This is a genomic window from Silvanigrella aquatica, assembly GCF_001907975.1.
In the GTDB taxonomy this organism is placed as follows: domain Bacteria; phylum Bdellovibrionota_B; class Oligoflexia; order Silvanigrellales; family Silvanigrellaceae; genus Silvanigrella; species Silvanigrella aquatica.
The window spans coordinates 827,651-845,446 of the sequence record NZ_CP017834.1 but is presented as its reverse complement, the minus strand read 5'-3'; the positions used below and the strand labels follow the sequence as shown (position 1 = coordinate 845,446).

Genomic DNA, 17,796 nt, shown 5'->3' with positions numbered 1-17,796 from the left:
ACAATAAATTATTTTTAAAATAACCAACGGTCTGCAAATTTTATAATTTAGTTTATATTGCAGTCTTAAATATATTAAATATTTTATAAATAAAGGTAATACAATGCTCAATAATAGAATTCTAGCAGCATGCCTCACACTCACCGCCGTCTCACTTTATAGCTGTAAAGGAGATGAAAATGGTGGTAAAAAGAATGCAAATGAAAATCTACCAATGACTTATTTAAAAGTGAGTTTGAGTGGAACTGACAAAGTGATTTCTACAGCTTCCAAGAATACCAAAATTTATCAATTTAATGCAAAAATAGAATGCGTGAATGTCTTTGGTAACGAAAAGAACTATACACAGATCTTTGATTACAAGTCCGATAATGAAAACAATCGTATTATCCTTGTTAAAGATAAAACATGCTTCATCACTTTTTTATCTTTCAAGGGATTACATGATTCAAACTCAGAAGCCCAATATAAACCTTCAATGGTAGGCACTTCATTAACTCTAACATGGGATGGAACAAAAATTCAAAAGAGTGATAAAATTGGTCATTATGTCCATCCTAAGACACTTCTAGAAGGGACTCCACCTGAATATGAAAATAGATATGTTAATGGATCATCAACAAATAATACTTTAAATTTGTATTATACAAAAAATCCCGATACAGATCCTATAGAAATACTAGATGCAAATAAGGAAACTATTAATATAGAAACGAATGAAATTAATTCTACCTTCAAAAAAGTATCTGCACCCGCTAAATTCCCTTTAAAAATAATTCAAACAAATTATAAAATAGGTTCAAATACTCAAGCAAAAACAGCCTATACTATAAAATCAGCTGAAACTCCTGAAAATAAAAACTGGCCTGAAAGCTGTAAACTTTTTACAAATACTGCTGGTAAAGAAATTACAAAATCCCCGAAAGATTGGATAAGTACAAATGAGTTATATAATGATTCTACTCAACTAAGTGTTCCTTGTTCAACAATCAACTTATCACAAAGAGATAATTGGGAAATATCTCACCGCAGTCAATATATTATTTTAGCAAATACTGAAGGCGGTGTTAGTTCCTATTCAGTCATGACATTGCCTAAGAAATAAAAATAAATATTAAATCCTATTGATATCGGAATTTATTATGAAAATTAATGATAAAAAAAAATAGTTTTAAATATATTTTTTCCCATATTTTCCGCAATTATAATTTCTGGGTGCGGCAATAATGATTCTATCTTTCAAAATCATGATAATTATGAATTATATTCTAACATTTCTATTTCCCAGAGAAGTTCATTTGCAAATAATATAAGTTGGGAAATTTCTGGGAAGGTATTTTGTAAAGATTTTTTTAGTAACAAAAATGATTTTAAATATAGCGTTAAATTAGACTACAAAAAAAATAAAACATTTATATACCCGAAGAAATCTAATAATTGTTCATTTTCTATAGATAATTTTACATTAGATAACGATATTTACCATCCTGATAACAGCGAAGATCCTTATATTTTTTCTAATGAAAAAAAATATATATCAAAAACGTACCTGCATAATAAAAAGAAAATAAATATTTTAATAGATATTAATAAAAATAATCAAATGATTTTAAATTTTGTTGAATCCAATGATTTACAGCCGATTCATGAAAATATTGACATTAAATTTAAACCCTTGAATGGTAAAGAGGCAAAAATTGAGATTTTTTCGAACTCATCAATAAATGTAACTAGTATTCCCTCAAACATAGAGATAATTAAAAGCGAAAGTAATTCAGATAATTGTATAATTGAAAACTCTGAAAATTATGCTTGCTATAAATTCAAAACAACGAGGAATAGTTACGGCTCAGATGCTCATAATTTCGTTATAGAAATTGATAATACCAAATACAATATTAATATTAAAAATGAAATATTTATGTATATTGGCGGAAATTTTACACAACCATGTATGCATATTGCTAAATGGGATGGTGCAAATTTATCTTGTTTGCGACCAAAAAAAGAGAATAGTTCTCCAGTTCATGCCATTTTTCAAACTTTAAATAGTAATTTATATATTGGAAGAGCATTTGGTACAAATGAAAATGATGATACAAGAAAATCAATAGTTTCTCTGTATAATGGTAATGAATGGATTGAATTAAAAAATGAATATCAATCTTTTAGTGGAGATAAAGTTTCCTCCCTAGCAGTTATAGAACCTGAAGGTCAATCACCTCTGGTTTTTGCAGCTGGTTCTTTTAACCTTCTTAATAATTTAACTAATAAAAATTCATATAATTTATCTTTAGCTATCTATAAGAATAATTCATGGGAATGGAAATTCATTGGTTCACCTATGACAAAAAGTAATAAAATAGATCCAGCTATTCATCATGAACGAGATAGAGTAAATCAAATATTCTTGTCCGAAGATAATTCAAAATTATTTATTGGAGGAATATTTAACCAAATCGAAAATTATGAAAATGTCAACCTTATGCCAATTCAATCCTCAATTGGATATTTAAACAACGTAAAAGACTTTATATCTTTTTCTACTTTACCGATACCAAAATGGACATCCATTTCTAACTCAATTGAAATTCCTTCCACTAAATGCTTTGTACCTTTTTCTAATAATATTTTAATTTCAAGCAATCTACCAATACCTTCAGATTCAAATTTTATTCAGGATTTTAACATATTAAATAAAAATTTCACAAGTGAATCTGTTACTTCAATGATAAATACTTTTAAGCGATCCCCATTAGAAAGTAACGATATTTTTATAGGAGGAGAAAAGAATTTTATTCTGGCTAAATTCAAAGGTTTAAATAGTAAAAGTATAACACCTGATATTAAATTCAACAGTGGCTCTAAAACCAACGCCATAGCAATCACACCCGACGGAAAGACAATTTATATTGGTGGAAAATATAATGGCACTGAAATCAATCGATTAAAGTGCCATTATCTTATGCAATTTGATATAGATTCAAAAATTGAAAAAAATTATTTTAAAGACCCTAAGTGCCTTGACTATACTAAATCTGGATTAGAAAAATTAAATAGAAATGAAATAGTTAATTGGAATGAAAAAATCAATGGGGAAATAAACGCTCTTGAACTTCAGCAAGTTTGGTCTGCAAATATCGAGGCGATAGATTAAAGAATAAATGAAGATAAATAATCCTAATATTCAAATTCTCAATCATTATCTAATCGATTATCCTTTGTTTCTTTAATAAATAAGCCGCCAATTATGAAGGTCATAAGAGCGACTCCAATAGGATAAAATAATCCAGCATATATATTTCCTGTATAAATCACAACAGAAGCGGCAATTAAGGGTAAAAATCCACCAAACCATCCGTTACCAATATGATAAGGAAACGACATGGAAGTGTAGCGAATGCGCGTAGGAAAAAGTTCTACTAAAAATGCGGCAATAGGCCCATAAACCATGGTGACAAATATTACTAAAATTATGAGTAAAATAACAACACCGACATAATTAATTTCCGCAGGATTTGCAGAAGCAGGATAGCCTACTTTTTTAAGAGCATCATCCAAAGCAGCAATATCTGTGGTTTTTAATTCTTCGGAACCAATTTTGACGACAAGAGAATCGGTGGCGCTTTCCACGACATTAAATTTAAAGTGATAGCCTTTTTTAGATAAAGCTTCTTTTAATTGCGCACAATCCGAATTGCATTTATTGGTTTCAATAGAAATAGGAGCAATTTCCATTGCGTGACTTAATGCGGGATTGCCAAAATAAGTCAATCCTTTGAAAATGGGAATATAAGCAATGGCCGCAATTAAACATCCCGCTAAAATAACTTTTTTACGACCAATTTTGTCTGAAATTTTTCCAAAAAACACAAAAAAAGGAGTCGCAATAATAAGTGAAATTGCAATCATAATATAGGAATTTTGAAAATCTATTTTCAAGGTATTTTGTAAGAAATAAAGAGCATAAAATTGTCCTGTATACCAGACAACTCCTTGCCCCGCAGTGGCACCAAACAATGCCAAAAGAACTAATTTTAAATTGTTCTTTTTCAAAAAGCTGTCTCTTAAAGGAGATTTTGATGTTTTACCCATCTGTTTCATTTTTAAAAAGATAGGCGATTCATTTAATTTAAGTCTTATGTAAACGGATACAATTAAAAGAACAATTGAAACTAAAAAAGGAATGCGCCAGCCCCAGCTTTTAAAATCGGCTTCACTTAGACTCAAGCGGCAGGCTAAAATGACAAGCAGCGAAAGAAAAAAACCTAATGTGGCTGTGGTTTGAATCCAACTGGTGTGCAAACCTCTTTTTTCATGGGGGGCATGCTCTGCCACATAAGTGGCAGCACCACCGTATTCACCACCTAAAGCAAGTCCTTGTGTAAGACGTAAAAGAGTTAATAAAATAGGGGCAAAAATTCCAATTTGCTCGTAGGTAGGCAAAAAACCAACTAAAGCAGTGGAAGAACCCATAACAATAATAGTTATTAAAAAAGTGTACTTGCGGCCAACAATATCGCCAATGCGACCAAATAATAAGGCTCCAAAGGGGCGGACAGCAAAACCAGCACCAAATGTAGCAAGACTCGCTAAAAAAGCTGCGGTATCATTTCCTTTGGGAAAAAATAAAGTACCAAAAAAAACCGCTAAAGTACCATAGAGATAAAAATCATACCATTCAAAGACGGTACCCAATGAAGAAGCAACAATAATATTTTTTTCTGCCTTTTTGATTGCCATAATAACTCCCAATTTATGGTTTCATTTTTAATTTTACATGGCATAAAAAAATGTCAAAATTTGCTACCGCCAGAATTCTGTTACATTATATTACTTACTACTTAAAATATTTAGAAATAGATTCATCATATTTTCCATTAGTTTTCCAATTCTTTAGAAAGGCATTAAATAATTGAATAAGATCACCATTTATTAAGCGAGACACAAAATCATTCATTGTTCTTAACTTCACAAAAATATGATATTTCGATTTCTTTAACTCAAGATCATTTTCGATTTTATTTAATTTCTCATTATTTTTTTATACAATTATAAAATCATATTGAAAAAAAAATTCGTCATTAACATTGATATTTAAAATCATTATTTAATTAAATTATGATTTTAATTGAATATGTAATTTTTGAATATGCTTTATTATCGACATTTTTATTTGAATTTTCTTCGCAATTTCTGGCCATTGCACAATTGCAAACTGAACTTCATCAATAATATTTTTTGCTTCTCCTATACCGAACCTATCTGCTAAAGTTAAAATATCTTTTAATGAAAAATCTTTATATTTTCCATTTACGGACATTAAATGCTGATTTGTCCATTCCCCTTTTGGATTATGTGCAAAAGTAACATCATAAGCAGGTGCCAGTTCCCAAGAGCTATTTTCTTTCAATAAAAAAGAAAAGTTTTTGGTATGATCATCACAGTTTTTACCTATAATATTAAAAATCATGCGACGAAATGCTTCTACTTCTGCTTTATGTCCAAGAGATAATTGGCGTATCACCATAAATAATTGTTCATAACTATTTGTCGATTTTTTTTTGTAATCGAGATGATCCATAGCGCACAAAGTTTGCATATGATGTTTTATGTTCCCATTTTCGCGGTCAAATCGTTTTGTCATAAAGTGAGAACGATTGTTCTCCTCCAACAAACGACATTGCGACATTTTAATTCCTGCCTTTAATGCCATTAAATAATAAGCATACTCTATACGCCCATATTCTTGAGAAGAACCTAATTCTTTATCTTCACCCATACCATCAAACTTTAATAACCAATGCTCAAAACCCTCTGGCACTTGTGTTTGTCCTGAGCGTATTTCCTGAGTTTGAGCATTCCACGCAATGACCGCTTTCGCCCGCGCTCCTCCTGCAGAAGTGCCCACATCTAAAATACTGCGCAAGGCCGCTTGTGTTTCTCCTTCACTATCAATGGTACCGCGCACCGCCTTGCGCGCTTCAACAACTAATTTGTCTAATTCCAGTGCTGTTGGTTTTTGCTGATTTGACATAAAAGAAGGTTTAAACTCTAATGCTCCCATAGATCTTTTGCCCATATAAGCAAGTCTGTCTAATGCTGTAATTTGTGATTTGGGTATCCCTTTTTCTGCCATATAGCGATCGATAAGGGCATTTCCAAAATCATCGGGCAGAGAATCGGATAATAACGCAGGCAATCTTTTATATGTTTCGTTAGGTAAATTTGGAAAAACATAGACTTGTTCTGTTTGGTTTAAAGGCATATGTATGGGTGATAATTCAATTTTACTTTTCCCAAAGTTTTTGTCATAGGCAAATACATAATAATTTAACGAAGGATCTAAAGTAACAGCGCCAACAAATTTATCCCAAATATAAACTTTAATCACTTCGGTTTTTTTATATTTTGTAATGTTACTTTTAGTCATTTTTTATATTTCCTCTAGCAACACGCCGGCTCGCTCTTTGCCTTACAGGTTTGTTCCGCACCATGTGCAAGGGATTCACAGTTACTTTAGGTGAAAAGTTTTGCACCCAATCCTCATTACCCAAAGCTTTTAATACGCGTATGAGCGTCATGAGGGCTGAACCTTTTGCATTTTCTAGGTTTTTTAGAGCATTTAAACTCACCCCTGCTTGCTGGCAAAGGCTTTGCCGATCTAAATTTCTTTGTAATCTTAAGGCTTTAATATTTTCTCCCAACATAATTTCAAGCTCTTGGGGGGTATGAATCATTGTCATAACAGTCTCCCTAAGGACTTTTACAGTTAAAATATTAAACAAAAGCCCTTTATAGGACTATTATAAATTAATTTTAACTTATGGCAATCGGCAAATTTGCACATGAAGCTTAAAATTGAATGGTACAAAAGCTCTTATTAGGTCTTTTATGGCAGTAAATAGTGTTAAAAGCTGTATTAAAGCTCTTTAGTGACATCTAATTAAAAACTTGTGAACTTACCACTCTTTTAGAAAATTATTTTTATTAAGTTTTTTTAAAGCATATGAATTCATTTAAAAATGAAAAGGAAAGGTTGGTATTGCTACCAAGCAACCCCAGAAGCTAAATTTGTCCGAAAAAACAAACTAGGATAAATAATAACAGGGCAAGAAAACATTTTTCATCTCGATTATACTCAAAACCTTTTGGACTAATACGAAAATATATTAGCAAAGGTTTTGTTTTTATACTAGGTTTATCTACAGGGGATTTAAAGGATTAAATGAAATAATCTCTCCATAATTGTTAAAGCCATTATGGAGTTTCAAAAACATATTTAAAACATTTTTGATGCAAATGACAAGGTAATATAATATGTCATTTGTAATTAAATTCGGCAATATTTTTATAAGCACCAAGGATATGATTTTTATTAATTTTTAAATGATTATTTTTGAAGCAAATATTTTTAATTTTAAATTCATCGAATCTTAATATTTCGAAATAAATTTTTTTATATTATTTTTAGTAACTTAAATATTTTTTTATTTTTAGTTAAAGGTAAATTTTTAAAATTAACAATATAAAACTCGAATTAAATTATACTTTATATAAACCTGTCCAGTTTCTGATCACCCCCCTTATTTAAAAAAATAAATTTGCTATGGAATTTAAATAAACAAACATGAGGTTTGTTTATTTATAAAGGAATTTGTTTTGGAAAATATAGAAATTTTAGATGTCAAGAATGATTATATTTTTAAAAGAATATTTGGGGAAAACGAAAATATATTTATAGATTTTGTAAATAGTATTTTAAATCAGAGGGATGACAAAAAAATAAAATCGGTTACGTTTTTAAATAATGAAATTACTAAGGATAGTCAATATGATAAAGAATCACGCCTAGATGTAACGGCGCGCATTCCTAGGAGCATGGGCGCACGCTTATCCGAAAATTTGGGCGCAAATTAATTGAACTTATCTTTTTGTCTCGGCGCACATTAAATGAAAACGAGGGAATCTCGGTGCAAGCTATTTGAAATCGGGCGCACAATAATTGAATTTATAAACCCCTCATCAAATCCTTAAAATCTTCTAAAAATGTATTGTCATTTCCCTTAGACATTCGGACTGACACCTTAATAATATTAATACCTTGCCCAAAGACGATTGGACTGAATTTGACCCATAGTTTTGCGGACTGAGCATCAATATCCCAGAAGATCTTGAGACTGTATAACCAGTAAAATTAAAATCTTCTGTAATATCAATTCAAGTCTTAAGCTCTCTGGGAATAGTCCAATTGTCTAAGGGAAATGACAAAGAGAGTTGAACCATTCAGGATCTGGCTCAAATTCGTCATGTTGTAAATTAACATCGTCTATTTCAAATTGATTTGTATCGAGATTGATAGTCATATCACATGTTAATCGAAATCGTATGGATAGAAATTTATGATTTGTTGCAATGTGACAATCATCGTATTCAACTTTACAATCTATTGATAGTTTTGCAATACCTTGAAAATATGCCTTTAAAATGACGTTGTCTTTATCTATTATTTCCTCAACCTTAGTGTTAATTAATTCCAATTGTTGTATATCAAGATCATGAATATCTATTCCTTCGTGGTAATCACTAGGTTCAAATTGTTCAAGATATAAATGATCATTTTTTATTGATATTTTTATATTATCAAGATTACTTGAAATATAATTTTTTGATTTTGGTGTGATCCCCGAAAAGTGGACGGTTAAATTTCATAATTTTTTTCATACTCTAATGGTGCAAGATAATCAAGGGCAGAGTGCGCACGAATTCGATTATAAAACACCTCAATATATTCTATAATCGAAGATTTTGCTTCTTTTCTAGTAAGAAAATTGCATCGATGTACCAATTCTTTTTTTAGAGTGGAAAAAAATGTTTCTGTAATAGAATTCTCATAGCAGCTATTGCTCATGCTTTGATGAAAATGATTTAATTTTAAATATTTTCTAACTTCTTTACTTGAATATTGTGATCCTTTGTCACTATGAAAAATTATTCCATTTGGAAAATGAGATCTTTTTTTGTATGCCATGTTTAGTGAATTCAAAACAATTTCTCTTTTTAGATTATCTTGCATGCTCCAACCAATTATTGCTCTTGAAAAAGTATCCAATATTATGCACAAATAAACCCAGCCCTCTTTCGTTGGAATATAAGTAATATCGCTGGTCCAAAGTTCGTTGGGCTTATAGGAAGTAAAATCCCCTGAAATTAAATTCGGAAAATGTATCGCTTGCCTATCAACCTTTGTTGTTGTTTTAAATTTAGGTTTGCCGACCCCATTCAGATTTAGTTTCTTCATAATCTTGGATATTCGTTTTTTTCCAACTTTAATAAATGACTTTTTAAGTGTTGATAAAATTCGCCGTCTTCCATATGTACCCCTTGAAGAAGTATGTATTTTTTTTATTTCTTCTTCAAGGCTAAACTCAAATTGATGATTTTTATCTTTACACTCAAGCCATTTATAAAATCCACTTTTAGAAACGCACATTACTTTGCAAAGTAAAAGAATAGGATAATTAAGCTTCTCTAGCAATATAAACTCGTATTTTAATCGAGTTGCTTTGCAAAGAAGCTTGCCGCCTTTTTTAGGATTTCATTTTCCTTTTTTAAAAGCTCGTATTCTCGCTTTAGCTTTTTCAATTCGTCAGAGTTTTTCTTTATATTTGAATTTTCCTTTTCGCCAATAGAACGCTTCCAGCTATTCAGAGTGGGGTAGGAAACTTCAAACTCCCTAGCTATCTGAGCCATGCTTTTAGGGCTATTTTCTAAGACTTCAAGGACTTGGTTTTTAAACTCAAGAGAATATTGACTTTTAACTGATTTCTTCTTTACCATTGGACAACCCTTCTATATGAACGCCTAAGTTCATAGCATATTGTCCACTAAAAGGAATCACTTTACTTTAAAACAATCCTCATAATCAGTATCACCAGATATAACTATAGCATGATTGTTTTTTAAATATGACTTTAAGCATTTTATATTATAAGCATCAGGGAATTCATCTTTTTTATTTTTAAATGGTGGTTCTTTTTTAAAATAGTCTTGTAACACATCTATCATTGATATATCTGTAATTTTTGAGATATTTTCAACACAGAAATCTTCCATAAATTTAGAAAATAAATCACTTTCTTTATTGTCTTTTATAATGTTATCAATCAATTCTATTATTTTTTTTAAGTGAATCTTTGATTTTAATTTATCTATTGCTTCCATTGATTCGACAACTCTTCTTTTTGTTTCTTCAATGATAACAATAGTTGTGATTATTTTAATATGTTTATTTTCAGATGCTTTTTTTATTGTATTGAATTTCGAATTATTAAAATCGAATTTTTCATTTGTAAATGTTTGTGTATCTATGAACATATAGATCGTGTTTATCTCATCTTTAGAGAACCACTCACGTAGTTTGCTTTTTTCTTTTTCGGGATATTTCATTTATCTTTTTCTCCAAAAAAATTTTTACAGATAATTTTATCGTTTTTCAAAATAAGTGTGTCATTTCCCAAAGAGGATGACATCAATCCCAAAGAGAATGAGACTAGAATAAATAACATTCTGAAATATTTAAATAATATTCGAATTTTTTTTTAAATATCCCAAAGAGGATGAAACTAAATTAATTAATAATATCAATCATTGGAGCTTAGTCTCATCCTCTTTGGGGTATCTGCTACTTGATGTGATCGTCTTTGGGAAAAATCAGTCTCATTTTCTTTGGGTAACATACTGAAATTACGTTCTCTCCAGTCTCATCGTCTTTGGGAAATGACAGCCTAACTTTATAGCTAGTTTTCCGATATGAGAAGAGAACTTCACAAAATAAATTTAGGGGGTCAAAAATGACTGCATCCGATGAAAAGCTATTAAATTTGATAGAAGATATAAGAAATGAGTATTATCTAGATAAATTAGAACGTTTTATTAATAGAGACATAAAAAGCATTGAATCCGCAACGCTGGCCAATCCCTCAATTATTTTATACGCATTTCAAAACAATTGCCTTAAAAACCAAGCAAATAATCATTGGCTATATTCATTAGTTAATAAAAAATCTACTGATGGTTTTGGGTGCTTTAATAATATGGCTGGAACTCAAGAATCAGTAACTAATAGAATATTTAATCAATCAGGAATTGAGCTAATTGCAAATAAATTTAAAATTACAGCTTATAGATATGGAATACTCCGTATTTTAAATACAACACAAAATAGTGGAAAAAATCTACATATAAAAAATATCAATAATACATTAAATATATTTAAAGAACTAATTGAATTATTTTACAATAAAAATGAAGATGGGATTGAAAATTATGAGCAATATAATGATATTTCAATTTCACTGAATATTATTAATTTAGATAAATTAATAACTAAATATTGCTATAATCCAAATGATAGTATACAAATATTAGATGATAATAATACAAAAGTATGTCATTCTAATTTGATAAGAATCGAAAAACTTAATGTGCCTATTTCTAAAATAAAATTGAACACGATAAACAAATGGGATAAAGATATATTAAATGACCTTCGGAACTATTTTCAATATAATAGCGCCAGTTAGGCGAGGTTTCCATTGGGTAAGTAGACCAACTGTTGCGGCGCGCATTCCTATAAGAGCGCGCGCCGTTACACTTAGAACCCCTTTTAAATACTTTACCTCCTCTCTCGAAGTACATTGTGAAGCAAGAGTGAATGCCAAAGGTATTTATTTTCGCTGTACTTGCACACCTTTAAGTCTGAGGTAGATTGATGGATCGATTGCTCATGTCCAAAGTCTGTTTAATATGATTTTGAAGTTTTTCAAATTTGGGTTGCCACATGTACCTATAGATAAAATATCAATTTGATAGATTTTTTAATTAAGGAGAACTTAACATTGTTAATTCATATTGATGACATTGAAACATTTCCTGATCATTTACTTCAATTTTTAACAAATAATTTCAAAATATTTCATTTATATACCTCAGAAAATGACAGACTTGAAGATTTATACAACTCAAATTTTGAGGAAAGAGATTTACTTAGAAATCATCATAATAAATATAAAAGTAGTTTAATTAATATAATAGATAAATTATTAATTTTAATTGATAATTTTGAATTCTCATATTACCATTGTACAAAACTGCTTGAAAATGAAATGGAATACATTAAATCACATGGACTCTTCCCTTTTTCTTATGATTTATCTGAGAAAAAACTTCAATTTCTTAAAGAGTCGTCTTTGATAGATGGACTTGTACTCGACTTTCTTAGAATTAATAATCATAGTCATAATCCAAAAGGACGTGATGGATTAGTCTTTGTTTTAAATAAGAATTCTATTAAAAATAATTATGGAGTCGACAAATTTTTAAAATATTGGGGAGGTGAAAATATTTTCTATTTTAAAAATAATAATTATAATATTAATGAACTATCTAAAATAGGAACAAGTTCAATTATAAAACTAAAATTTAAGCTTGGTTACTTTTTAGATGATTTTTATAAAAGAGAAATAGCTTTTACAATTTGCAATACTTTTTATAAATTTAAGAAAGAAAGAGAACTAGCATTATCTGGATATTCTCAAAAATATGAAATTCGCTTACGAGAAAAAATTGAACCAAAAAATATCATTGATATTGTGACTTATAGTGATGAAGAATTTAAAACTATTATATGTTGTGATTTATATAATGACCTTGGTAATTACAATAATAAATATAGCCTATTTTCTTAAACCTTCTTAACATTTAATGCATCTTAAATTATTTTTTTATTTAATATGAACTAGCTCATTCCAATTCGTAGTATATCTATTTGAAACATTACAACGTTTAGTCTTCCACTCATTATTTTCGAATAGGTCACCAAAGTTTATTGTAGACATTCCTTTTAAATTATTTAACTTATCAACAACTGAAACTATAGAATTCTCTTTTTTTAGATCTCTTTGATCAAATAAATTTGATGGTATTAAGCTTTTTTCCCTTAAGTCAAAAAGTAATATGCCGCATTTTTTATAGTCTTTATTTTCTTTAAATATCTTTTTTAATGCTGCTTTTGCGTACTTCAAAAAATCAGGGGTATATGCAGAATAGTATGGCATCCTAACATTAAGAGAGTCGCTATAGAAGTCTTCCTTATGATAACTTGTACATAAATACGTACAAAAATATTGTGCCTCAAGGTTTTCTTTTCTTAATTTCCTACATGCGATTCCAACATGATGCGCTAGAGCTGCATAGATGTCATCAAATTGGGTTAAAGATTTTCCAAAACTTCGAGACACAGTAATACTTTGCTTTGGCTCATGGAAAAGTTCGAGTTCAATGCAAGGGATTCCTCGAAGCTCCTTAAGAATATTCAGCCCATTAATTGTAAAATGCTTTCTAATCCAAAACTCATCTTGTTCAATAAATTCATTTACGAAGTTGATATTATTTTCTTTTAATTTTTTTGCATATCTTCTACCGATGCCCCAAATATCTCCTACCTCAGTCATTTTTAATGCAAGATCAATATGCCTTTGTTCATGTAAAACTAAAACACCATTTGCCTTAATAGATTTTTTTGCAATCTTATTTGCAATTTTTGCAAGAGATTTTGTGAATGAAATTCCTATTCCACAAGGGATACCTGTATTTTGATAAATAGTGTTTTTCATCTTCCAACCAAATTCATTTAACTTTTCACAATTCACATGTGATAAATCTATAAAAGCTTCATCGATTGAATAAACTTCAACTTCTGGTGAAAATTGATTTAAAGTTTTCATTATTCGTGATGATATATCACCGTATAAAGTATAATTAGATGAAAAATATTTGATGTCATGTTTTTTTATTAATTCTTTTATTTCAAAAAATGGTTGCCCCATCTTGATGCCAAGAGCTTTTGCTTCATTACTACGACTAACAATAGCTCCATCATTATTGGAAAGAATCACTACAGGTTTATTACGTAACTTTGGATTAAATACACGTTCGCAAGAAACATAAAAATTGTTACCGTCTATTAATGCTATCATAATCTATTCATACTGAATGAATTACTGTTGTAACTACGCCCCAAATCTCAAAGTCTGTTCCATCATTTATAGATATATTTTGGTATAAATCATTTTCAGAAATTAATAATACCTTTTCATTTTTAATAGAAAGCCTTTTTACAGTGAATTCACCATCCAAAACTGCAATAATAATATTTCCACTCACAGCCTTGAGCGATCTATCTACAACAAGAATATCCCCGTTATGAATTCCAGCACCGATCATGGAATCGCCGGAAGATCTTACATAAAATGTTGAAGCCGGATGTTTAACAATATGTTCATTTAGATCAAGAGATTTATCGATATAATCCGTTGCCGGTGAAGGAAAACCAGCACAAACAGGACTAAAAACAAACGGTATATAAGTTTTAGAATTTAAAGATGGAACAAAAAACATAGACCTCCTCACAACACCATACAAAGATATGGATATATTTTAGGCATATGTCAAATGCTATTTCCTTTTTTCCCAGCCAGGTTTCATAGGTCTATCAATAATAGCTTTCATTTTAGGTTCATGCTGCTTAGAAAGTAACTCAATAAAATAATCACCATCATTTTTTTCTAAGTCAAACCAATTTTCAAAAGTCCTTATATTTTGTTTAATAAATATAGGAGATCTTTCATGTCCTATTTTTTTAACATATTTTCCAGGCTCGGAAGTAAGAATAGAAAAAGAATTTATCACCTCGCCCGTTTCTCTATCCGTCCAATGATCATGAATCGCTGGCACAAACGCGCATTCTTCAAGCTCAAATTTCACCATATTGCCTGCAAATTTTCCTTCATAGATAGGCTCAATGAATGTCGTCAATGGAACCAAGCAATGATTTTTTAAAAAGGGTCTTTTCCATGTAGGCTTTTCTAATACGGTTTCAATGCGAGTATTATGAGTGGCAAACTTAGGTTTTCTTTCTTTAGACCAAACAGGAATTAACGAGAAATTGAATAAGTCTAATATATATTTATCATCTCTAGAAAGAATAATTGGAGCCTTCGAGTGCGGCAGAATTCTTCCCTTCCAAGACATTTTCTTTAAATCTAATGCAAAGATTGCAAGAGCTTTTTGGAATTTAATTTTATCAACCTGGAATTGTGCACACATTTATTGATTAACCGCAATAATAATTATCATATCTTCGTTCTTCTTAGGTGAAAAGTGTCAATTTCAAAATGAGTCTCGATCAAATAGTATAAATAGGCACTGATTCATTATATCCTTTATAGTAAAAGGAATCTCCTTGTTCAAAATAAGGATCTGTAAGTTCTATTCCTTTGTTTCTATAATCATCATTTTTCCGAGCTCGATATTTAATATATTCATTCAACTTTTCAATTACCTTTCTTTTATCATCTTCATTAATTGAGTGCTCTTGATTATGATCGTCAGGAAGTTTTGAACTTCCTGAATATATTTGTGGTATCTTATATGGATTATCATTTACTTTCGTTCTACTTTCAAACCAATATTCTTCTTTATCTATGATTAAGTAGTAATCAGCCATAGGGTCTACTCCTAACAGTTATCGTGTTCTTAGTTCATTGGTCTTCCAAAACAGATTATAAAGAAGAATTTCAAGATTCCCCACTTTTGAAGAAAAAATTATAAAATAGGAGCGATTAGCCGGATAACTATGATTATCCGGTGAAAACGGGAATTGAGAAAACGAACGGGGAAAGGAAAAGTGTAAATGGCAGAATTATTTGGCCCTATTCTGGCAACAATAAATAGTCTTTTTTAGAAAGAGAATGTCTGTTCCCATGTCATTTCTATAAGATCGTAGCATCAGTTAAAACTTCCTAGCCTTTCACCCAATTATTAACCGTCTAAACTAATATATAATGCCAGTTAACTATTGAGAAGATTGTTATTATGATAATCATTTTCTGTTGTAAATCACCTCTCAAAGCGCCCAGACTCCCATTACATAAAGTAACGAATTTTAAAATGAATTAAGCTGAAAACCCAGATTGAGGACACATGCCCTAGTTTTATTTAGATTGATAAGATATTTTATATATAATCAGTTTTTATTTTGACTTATGAAGTTTTAAGAAAAGCTTTACTAGGTAGTATTTTCTGAATTTTTTTAATTATTAGACTAGATTCTATTCCCATTCTTTCTAATTGTGAAACAGTAGTTATGAGCATAAGTTTACTAAAGTAAGGCAGAGAATTTATTTCTCCATTTCCGTCCTTGATTATTAAAAATATAACCTTAAAATTTGTAATAGGGAAATTAATTATATTATGCCTTCCTATATCGAGATATTGTCTTCTATAACTTTTGCAATTTTCTGATGGGCTGAAATTACTAGGATTTGTTAATTCAGATTTTAATTCTTGCATAAATTTTTTATCGAGCATTAAATTTGTACAACTGACAATGGATTGAGCAAATAAATGACTTAATGACTGCGATGATTTAAAAATTTTGCAATGTATGAATTCATACTTATCTGTAAGTACATCACAAACTTCAATTCCTGAAATTAAACGTTGATCCAGTAGTGCGCCTTTTGATTTTATTGCAAGTTCTGCATTGTATTCTGATTCGCATTCATAAAATTTAATATTGTTAATAGAATTATCTATACTTGACGAATTATTGTTTTGAGATATCTTGGCATATTTATTTTCAACCAGTTCATGAAATTTTTCTGAAATACTATAAATATTATTTTCGCATAAAAAATAATACTCATTATCGAACTTCCAATCAACAATAAGGCATTCTTTAAAGCTTATTTTAGTATTTTCTTTATCGTCTTCAGCAAACTTAATTTGAATTTCAAATTCATTTAATTTTTCTATGCATTTATTTGCTTCCATATTATCTTTATATAGCTTTTGAATGAGTTGAAGTGGATACATTAAATTTGTATTTTCATTTTCTGGTATATCTTGTTTTGATTTCTTTTTATATTGAATACATATATCATTGTCTTCTTCTACATTATGCGGTAATATTTCAAATTTAATTGATTCAGGATTTTCTAAATATAATTTAATTAACTCTGAGAATAATCGCCTTTCTTCTAGTTGATTAATAATTTTTTTAAATCTTCCAAAAAACGGAAATTTATCTTCTAAATCTCTTGTATTATATTTTTCTAGAACTTCATTTAATATTGACGGAATATCATTTAAATTTGTTAGAAGGGGTAATGAAATTCCTGAAGCTCCTTCTAATCGAATACTTTCTTTTGGAATTGAATCCAGTTTACACTTGCTTCCAATTTTCTTAACAAATTCGTCAGAAAAAAAATCAAATAAGTTATTAATATTTTGTGGTGTCAAGGAATGTTTTTTTGAAACTAATTTAGAGTAAAAAAGACTTATAGTATCTAATGAAAAAAACTGATTATCATTTGAGGAAGCTAAAACTACCTTTAATCCAAATTGTGTATTTATTAGCCCTTTAGGTATATATAATGAGGCTTTGCCAAAACACATTAAAAATGTATATGGATTATTTTCTTTATTTTTAAATTTAAAAATAAGTAATGCTGAGTTTGATTTGTTTATCAGTTCTCTCTTTAAATCAGAAGAAGGAGATATGCTTTCTATGAATTCTTGCCATTCACATTTATTAGAACTATTCCAAATATATCCATCCCCATCATTAAATGGATATGAATTTAATCTTATTTTAGTGACTTCTGTTTTGTTTGATATTTTATCTATAAACTCTGTAAATTCCTCTGACTCTTCTTTCTCATTTTCAAATAT

17 protein-coding genes are annotated in these 17,796 nt (G+C 29.5%); 5 read left to right on the top strand and 12 right to left on the bottom strand.

Annotated features, from left to right (window positions below; all coding sequences use genetic code 11):
* Positions 1–103 precede the first annotated feature (103 nt).
* On the top strand, positions 104–1,105 hold the full coding sequence (locus AXG55_RS03635) for a hypothetical protein (protein WP_148696771.1): 1,002 nt from the start codon (positions 104–106) through the stop codon (positions 1,103–1,105).
* 498 nt (positions 1,106–1,603) lie between these two features.
* Positions 1,604–3,157 carry a hypothetical protein gene (locus AXG55_RS03630; RefSeq protein ID WP_148696770.1) on the top strand — a complete coding sequence of 518 codons (1,554 nt, stop codon included), beginning with the start codon at positions 1,604–1,606 and terminating at the stop codon, positions 3,155–3,157.
* 38 nt (positions 3,158–3,195) lie between these two features.
* Here the strand turns inward: AXG55_RS03630 and AXG55_RS03625 are convergent, their stop codons facing one another.
* The 3 genes from AXG55_RS03625 to AXG55_RS03615 all read right to left on the bottom strand — a co-directional run bounded on the left by AXG55_RS03625 (position 3,196) and on the right by AXG55_RS03615 (position 6,746).
* The gene (locus AXG55_RS03625; protein WP_148696769.1) at positions 3,196–4,743 is read right to left on the bottom strand and encodes an MFS transporter; all 1,548 of its coding nucleotides are present in this window, start codon (positions 4,741–4,743) and stop codon (positions 3,196–3,198) included.
* A 376-nt stretch (positions 4,744–5,119) separates the two neighbouring features.
* Positions 5,120–6,433 (bottom strand): type II toxin-antitoxin system HipA family toxin, encoded by a 1,314-nt coding sequence (locus AXG55_RS03620; protein WP_148696768.1) that lies wholly within the window; start codon positions 6,431–6,433, stop codon positions 5,120–5,122.
* The gene (locus AXG55_RS03615; protein WP_148696767.1) at positions 6,426–6,746 is read right to left on the bottom strand and encodes a helix-turn-helix domain-containing protein; all 321 of its coding nucleotides are present in this window, start codon (positions 6,744–6,746) and stop codon (positions 6,426–6,428) included. Before AXG55_RS03615 ends, AXG55_RS03620 begins: the two co-directional genes overlap by 8 nt.
* A 916-nt stretch (positions 6,747–7,662) precedes the next feature.
* Here AXG55_RS03615 and AXG55_RS03610 point away from each other — a divergent pair.
* Positions 7,663–7,920, top strand: a complete 258-nt coding sequence (locus tag AXG55_RS03610; protein WP_233231351.1) for an Rpn family recombination-promoting nuclease/putative transposase — start codon at positions 7,663–7,665, stop codon at positions 7,918–7,920.
* Between the two features lie 335 nt (positions 7,921–8,255).
* Here AXG55_RS03610 and AXG55_RS03605 read toward each other — a convergent pair whose 3' ends face one another.
* The 4 genes from AXG55_RS03605 to AXG55_RS03590 form a co-directional block, all read right to left on the bottom strand.
* The gene (locus AXG55_RS03605) at positions 8,256–8,540 is read right to left on the bottom strand and encodes a hypothetical protein (protein ID WP_148696765.1); all 285 of its coding nucleotides are present in this window, start codon (positions 8,538–8,540) and stop codon (positions 8,256–8,258) included.
* 161 nt (positions 8,541–8,701) lie between these two features.
* On the bottom strand, positions 8,702–9,538 hold the full coding sequence (locus AXG55_RS03600) for an IS3 family transposase (protein ID WP_148696237.1): 837 nt from the start codon (positions 9,536–9,538) through the stop codon (positions 8,702–8,704).
* Positions 9,539–9,552: 14 nt separating this feature from the next.
* Positions 9,553–9,840 carry a transposase gene (locus tag AXG55_RS03595; protein WP_148696238.1) on the bottom strand — a complete coding sequence of 96 codons (288 nt, stop codon included), beginning with the start codon at positions 9,838–9,840 and terminating at the stop codon, positions 9,553–9,555.
* Between the two features lie 57 nt (positions 9,841–9,897).
* On the bottom strand, positions 9,898–10,449 hold the full coding sequence (locus tag AXG55_RS03590) for a PIN domain-containing protein (RefSeq protein WP_148696764.1): 552 nt from the start codon (positions 10,447–10,449) through the stop codon (positions 9,898–9,900).
* 404 nt (positions 10,450–10,853) lie between these two features.
* Here AXG55_RS03590 and AXG55_RS03585 point away from each other — a divergent pair, with 404 nt between their 5' ends.
* Positions 10,854–11,585 (top strand): hypothetical protein, encoded by a 732-nt coding sequence (locus tag AXG55_RS03585; protein ID WP_148696763.1) that lies wholly within the window; start codon positions 10,854–10,856, stop codon positions 11,583–11,585.
* 315 nt (positions 11,586–11,900) lie between these two features.
* Positions 11,901–12,749 (top strand): hypothetical protein, encoded by an 849-nt coding sequence (locus AXG55_RS03580; RefSeq protein WP_148696762.1) that lies wholly within the window; start codon positions 11,901–11,903, stop codon positions 12,747–12,749.
* A 36-nt stretch (positions 12,750–12,785) separates the two neighbouring features.
* On the opposite strand, the gene AXG55_RS03575 is transcribed toward AXG55_RS03580, so the two are convergent.
* From AXG55_RS03575 to AXG55_RS03555, 5 genes are all read right to left on the bottom strand, one after another.
* Positions 12,786–14,039: a Y-family DNA polymerase gene (locus tag AXG55_RS03575; RefSeq protein WP_148696761.1), complete on the bottom strand. Its 1,254-nt coding sequence runs from the start codon at positions 14,037–14,039 to the stop codon at positions 12,786–12,788.
* Between the two features lie 7 nt (positions 14,040–14,046).
* Positions 14,047–14,460 (bottom strand): LexA family protein, encoded by a 414-nt coding sequence (locus AXG55_RS03570; RefSeq protein ID WP_148696760.1) that lies wholly within the window; start codon positions 14,458–14,460, stop codon positions 14,047–14,049.
* A gap of 57 nt (positions 14,461–14,517) precedes the next feature.
* Entirely contained in the window at positions 14,518–15,168 is a 651-nt protein-coding gene (locus tag AXG55_RS03565) for an SOS response-associated peptidase family protein (protein WP_148696759.1), read from the bottom strand.
* Positions 15,169–15,247: 79 nt separating this feature from the next.
* On the bottom strand, positions 15,248–15,568 hold the full coding sequence (locus AXG55_RS03560; RefSeq protein WP_148696758.1) for a hypothetical protein: 321 nt from the start codon (positions 15,566–15,568) through the stop codon (positions 15,248–15,250).
* A 536-nt stretch (positions 15,569–16,104) separates the two neighbouring features.
* Positions 16,105–17,796: DUF6119 family protein (locus AXG55_RS03555; protein WP_233231350.1), on the bottom strand; the 1,692-nt coding region annotated here is incomplete at its 5' end.

Coding starts and splice junctions, on each gene's coding strand:
- AXG55_RS03560 (WP_148696758.1), bottom strand. CDS start 15,568: ATGGCTGATTACTACTTAATCATAGATAAAGAAGAATATTGGTTTGAA.
- AXG55_RS03575 (WP_148696761.1), bottom strand. CDS start 14,039: ATGATAGCATTAATAGACGGTAACAATTTTTATGTTTCTTGCGAACGT.
- AXG55_RS03595 (WP_148696238.1), bottom strand. CDS start 9,840: ATGGTAAAGAAGAAATCAGTTAAAAGTCAATATTCTCTTGAGTTTAAA.
- AXG55_RS03620 (WP_148696768.1), bottom strand. CDS start 6,433: ATGACTAAAAGTAACATTACAAAATATAAAAAAACCGAAGTGATTAAA.
- AXG55_RS03585 (WP_148696763.1), top strand. CDS start 10,854: ATGACTGCATCCGATGAAAAGCTATTAAATTTGATAGAAGATATAAGA.
- AXG55_RS03635 (WP_148696771.1), top strand. CDS start 104: ATGCTCAATAATAGAATTCTAGCAGCATGCCTCACACTCACCGCCGTC.
- AXG55_RS03570 (WP_148696760.1), bottom strand. CDS start 14,460: ATGTTTTTTGTTCCATCTTTAAATTCTAAAACTTATATACCGTTTGTT.
- AXG55_RS03630 (WP_148696770.1), top strand. CDS start 1,604: ATGATTTTAAATTTTGTTGAATCCAATGATTTACAGCCGATTCATGAA.
- AXG55_RS03615 (WP_148696767.1), bottom strand. CDS start 6,746: ATGACAATGATTCATACCCCCCAAGAGCTTGAAATTATGTTGGGAGAA.
- AXG55_RS03590 (WP_148696764.1), bottom strand. CDS start 10,449: ATGAAATATCCCGAAAAAGAAAAAAGCAAACTACGTGAGTGGTTCTCT.
- AXG55_RS03565 (WP_148696759.1), bottom strand. CDS start 15,168: ATGTGTGCACAATTCCAGGTTGATAAAATTAAATTCCAAAAAGCTCTT.
- AXG55_RS03625 (WP_148696769.1), bottom strand. CDS start 4,743: ATGGCAATCAAAAAGGCAGAAAAAAATATTATTGTTGCTTCTTCATTG.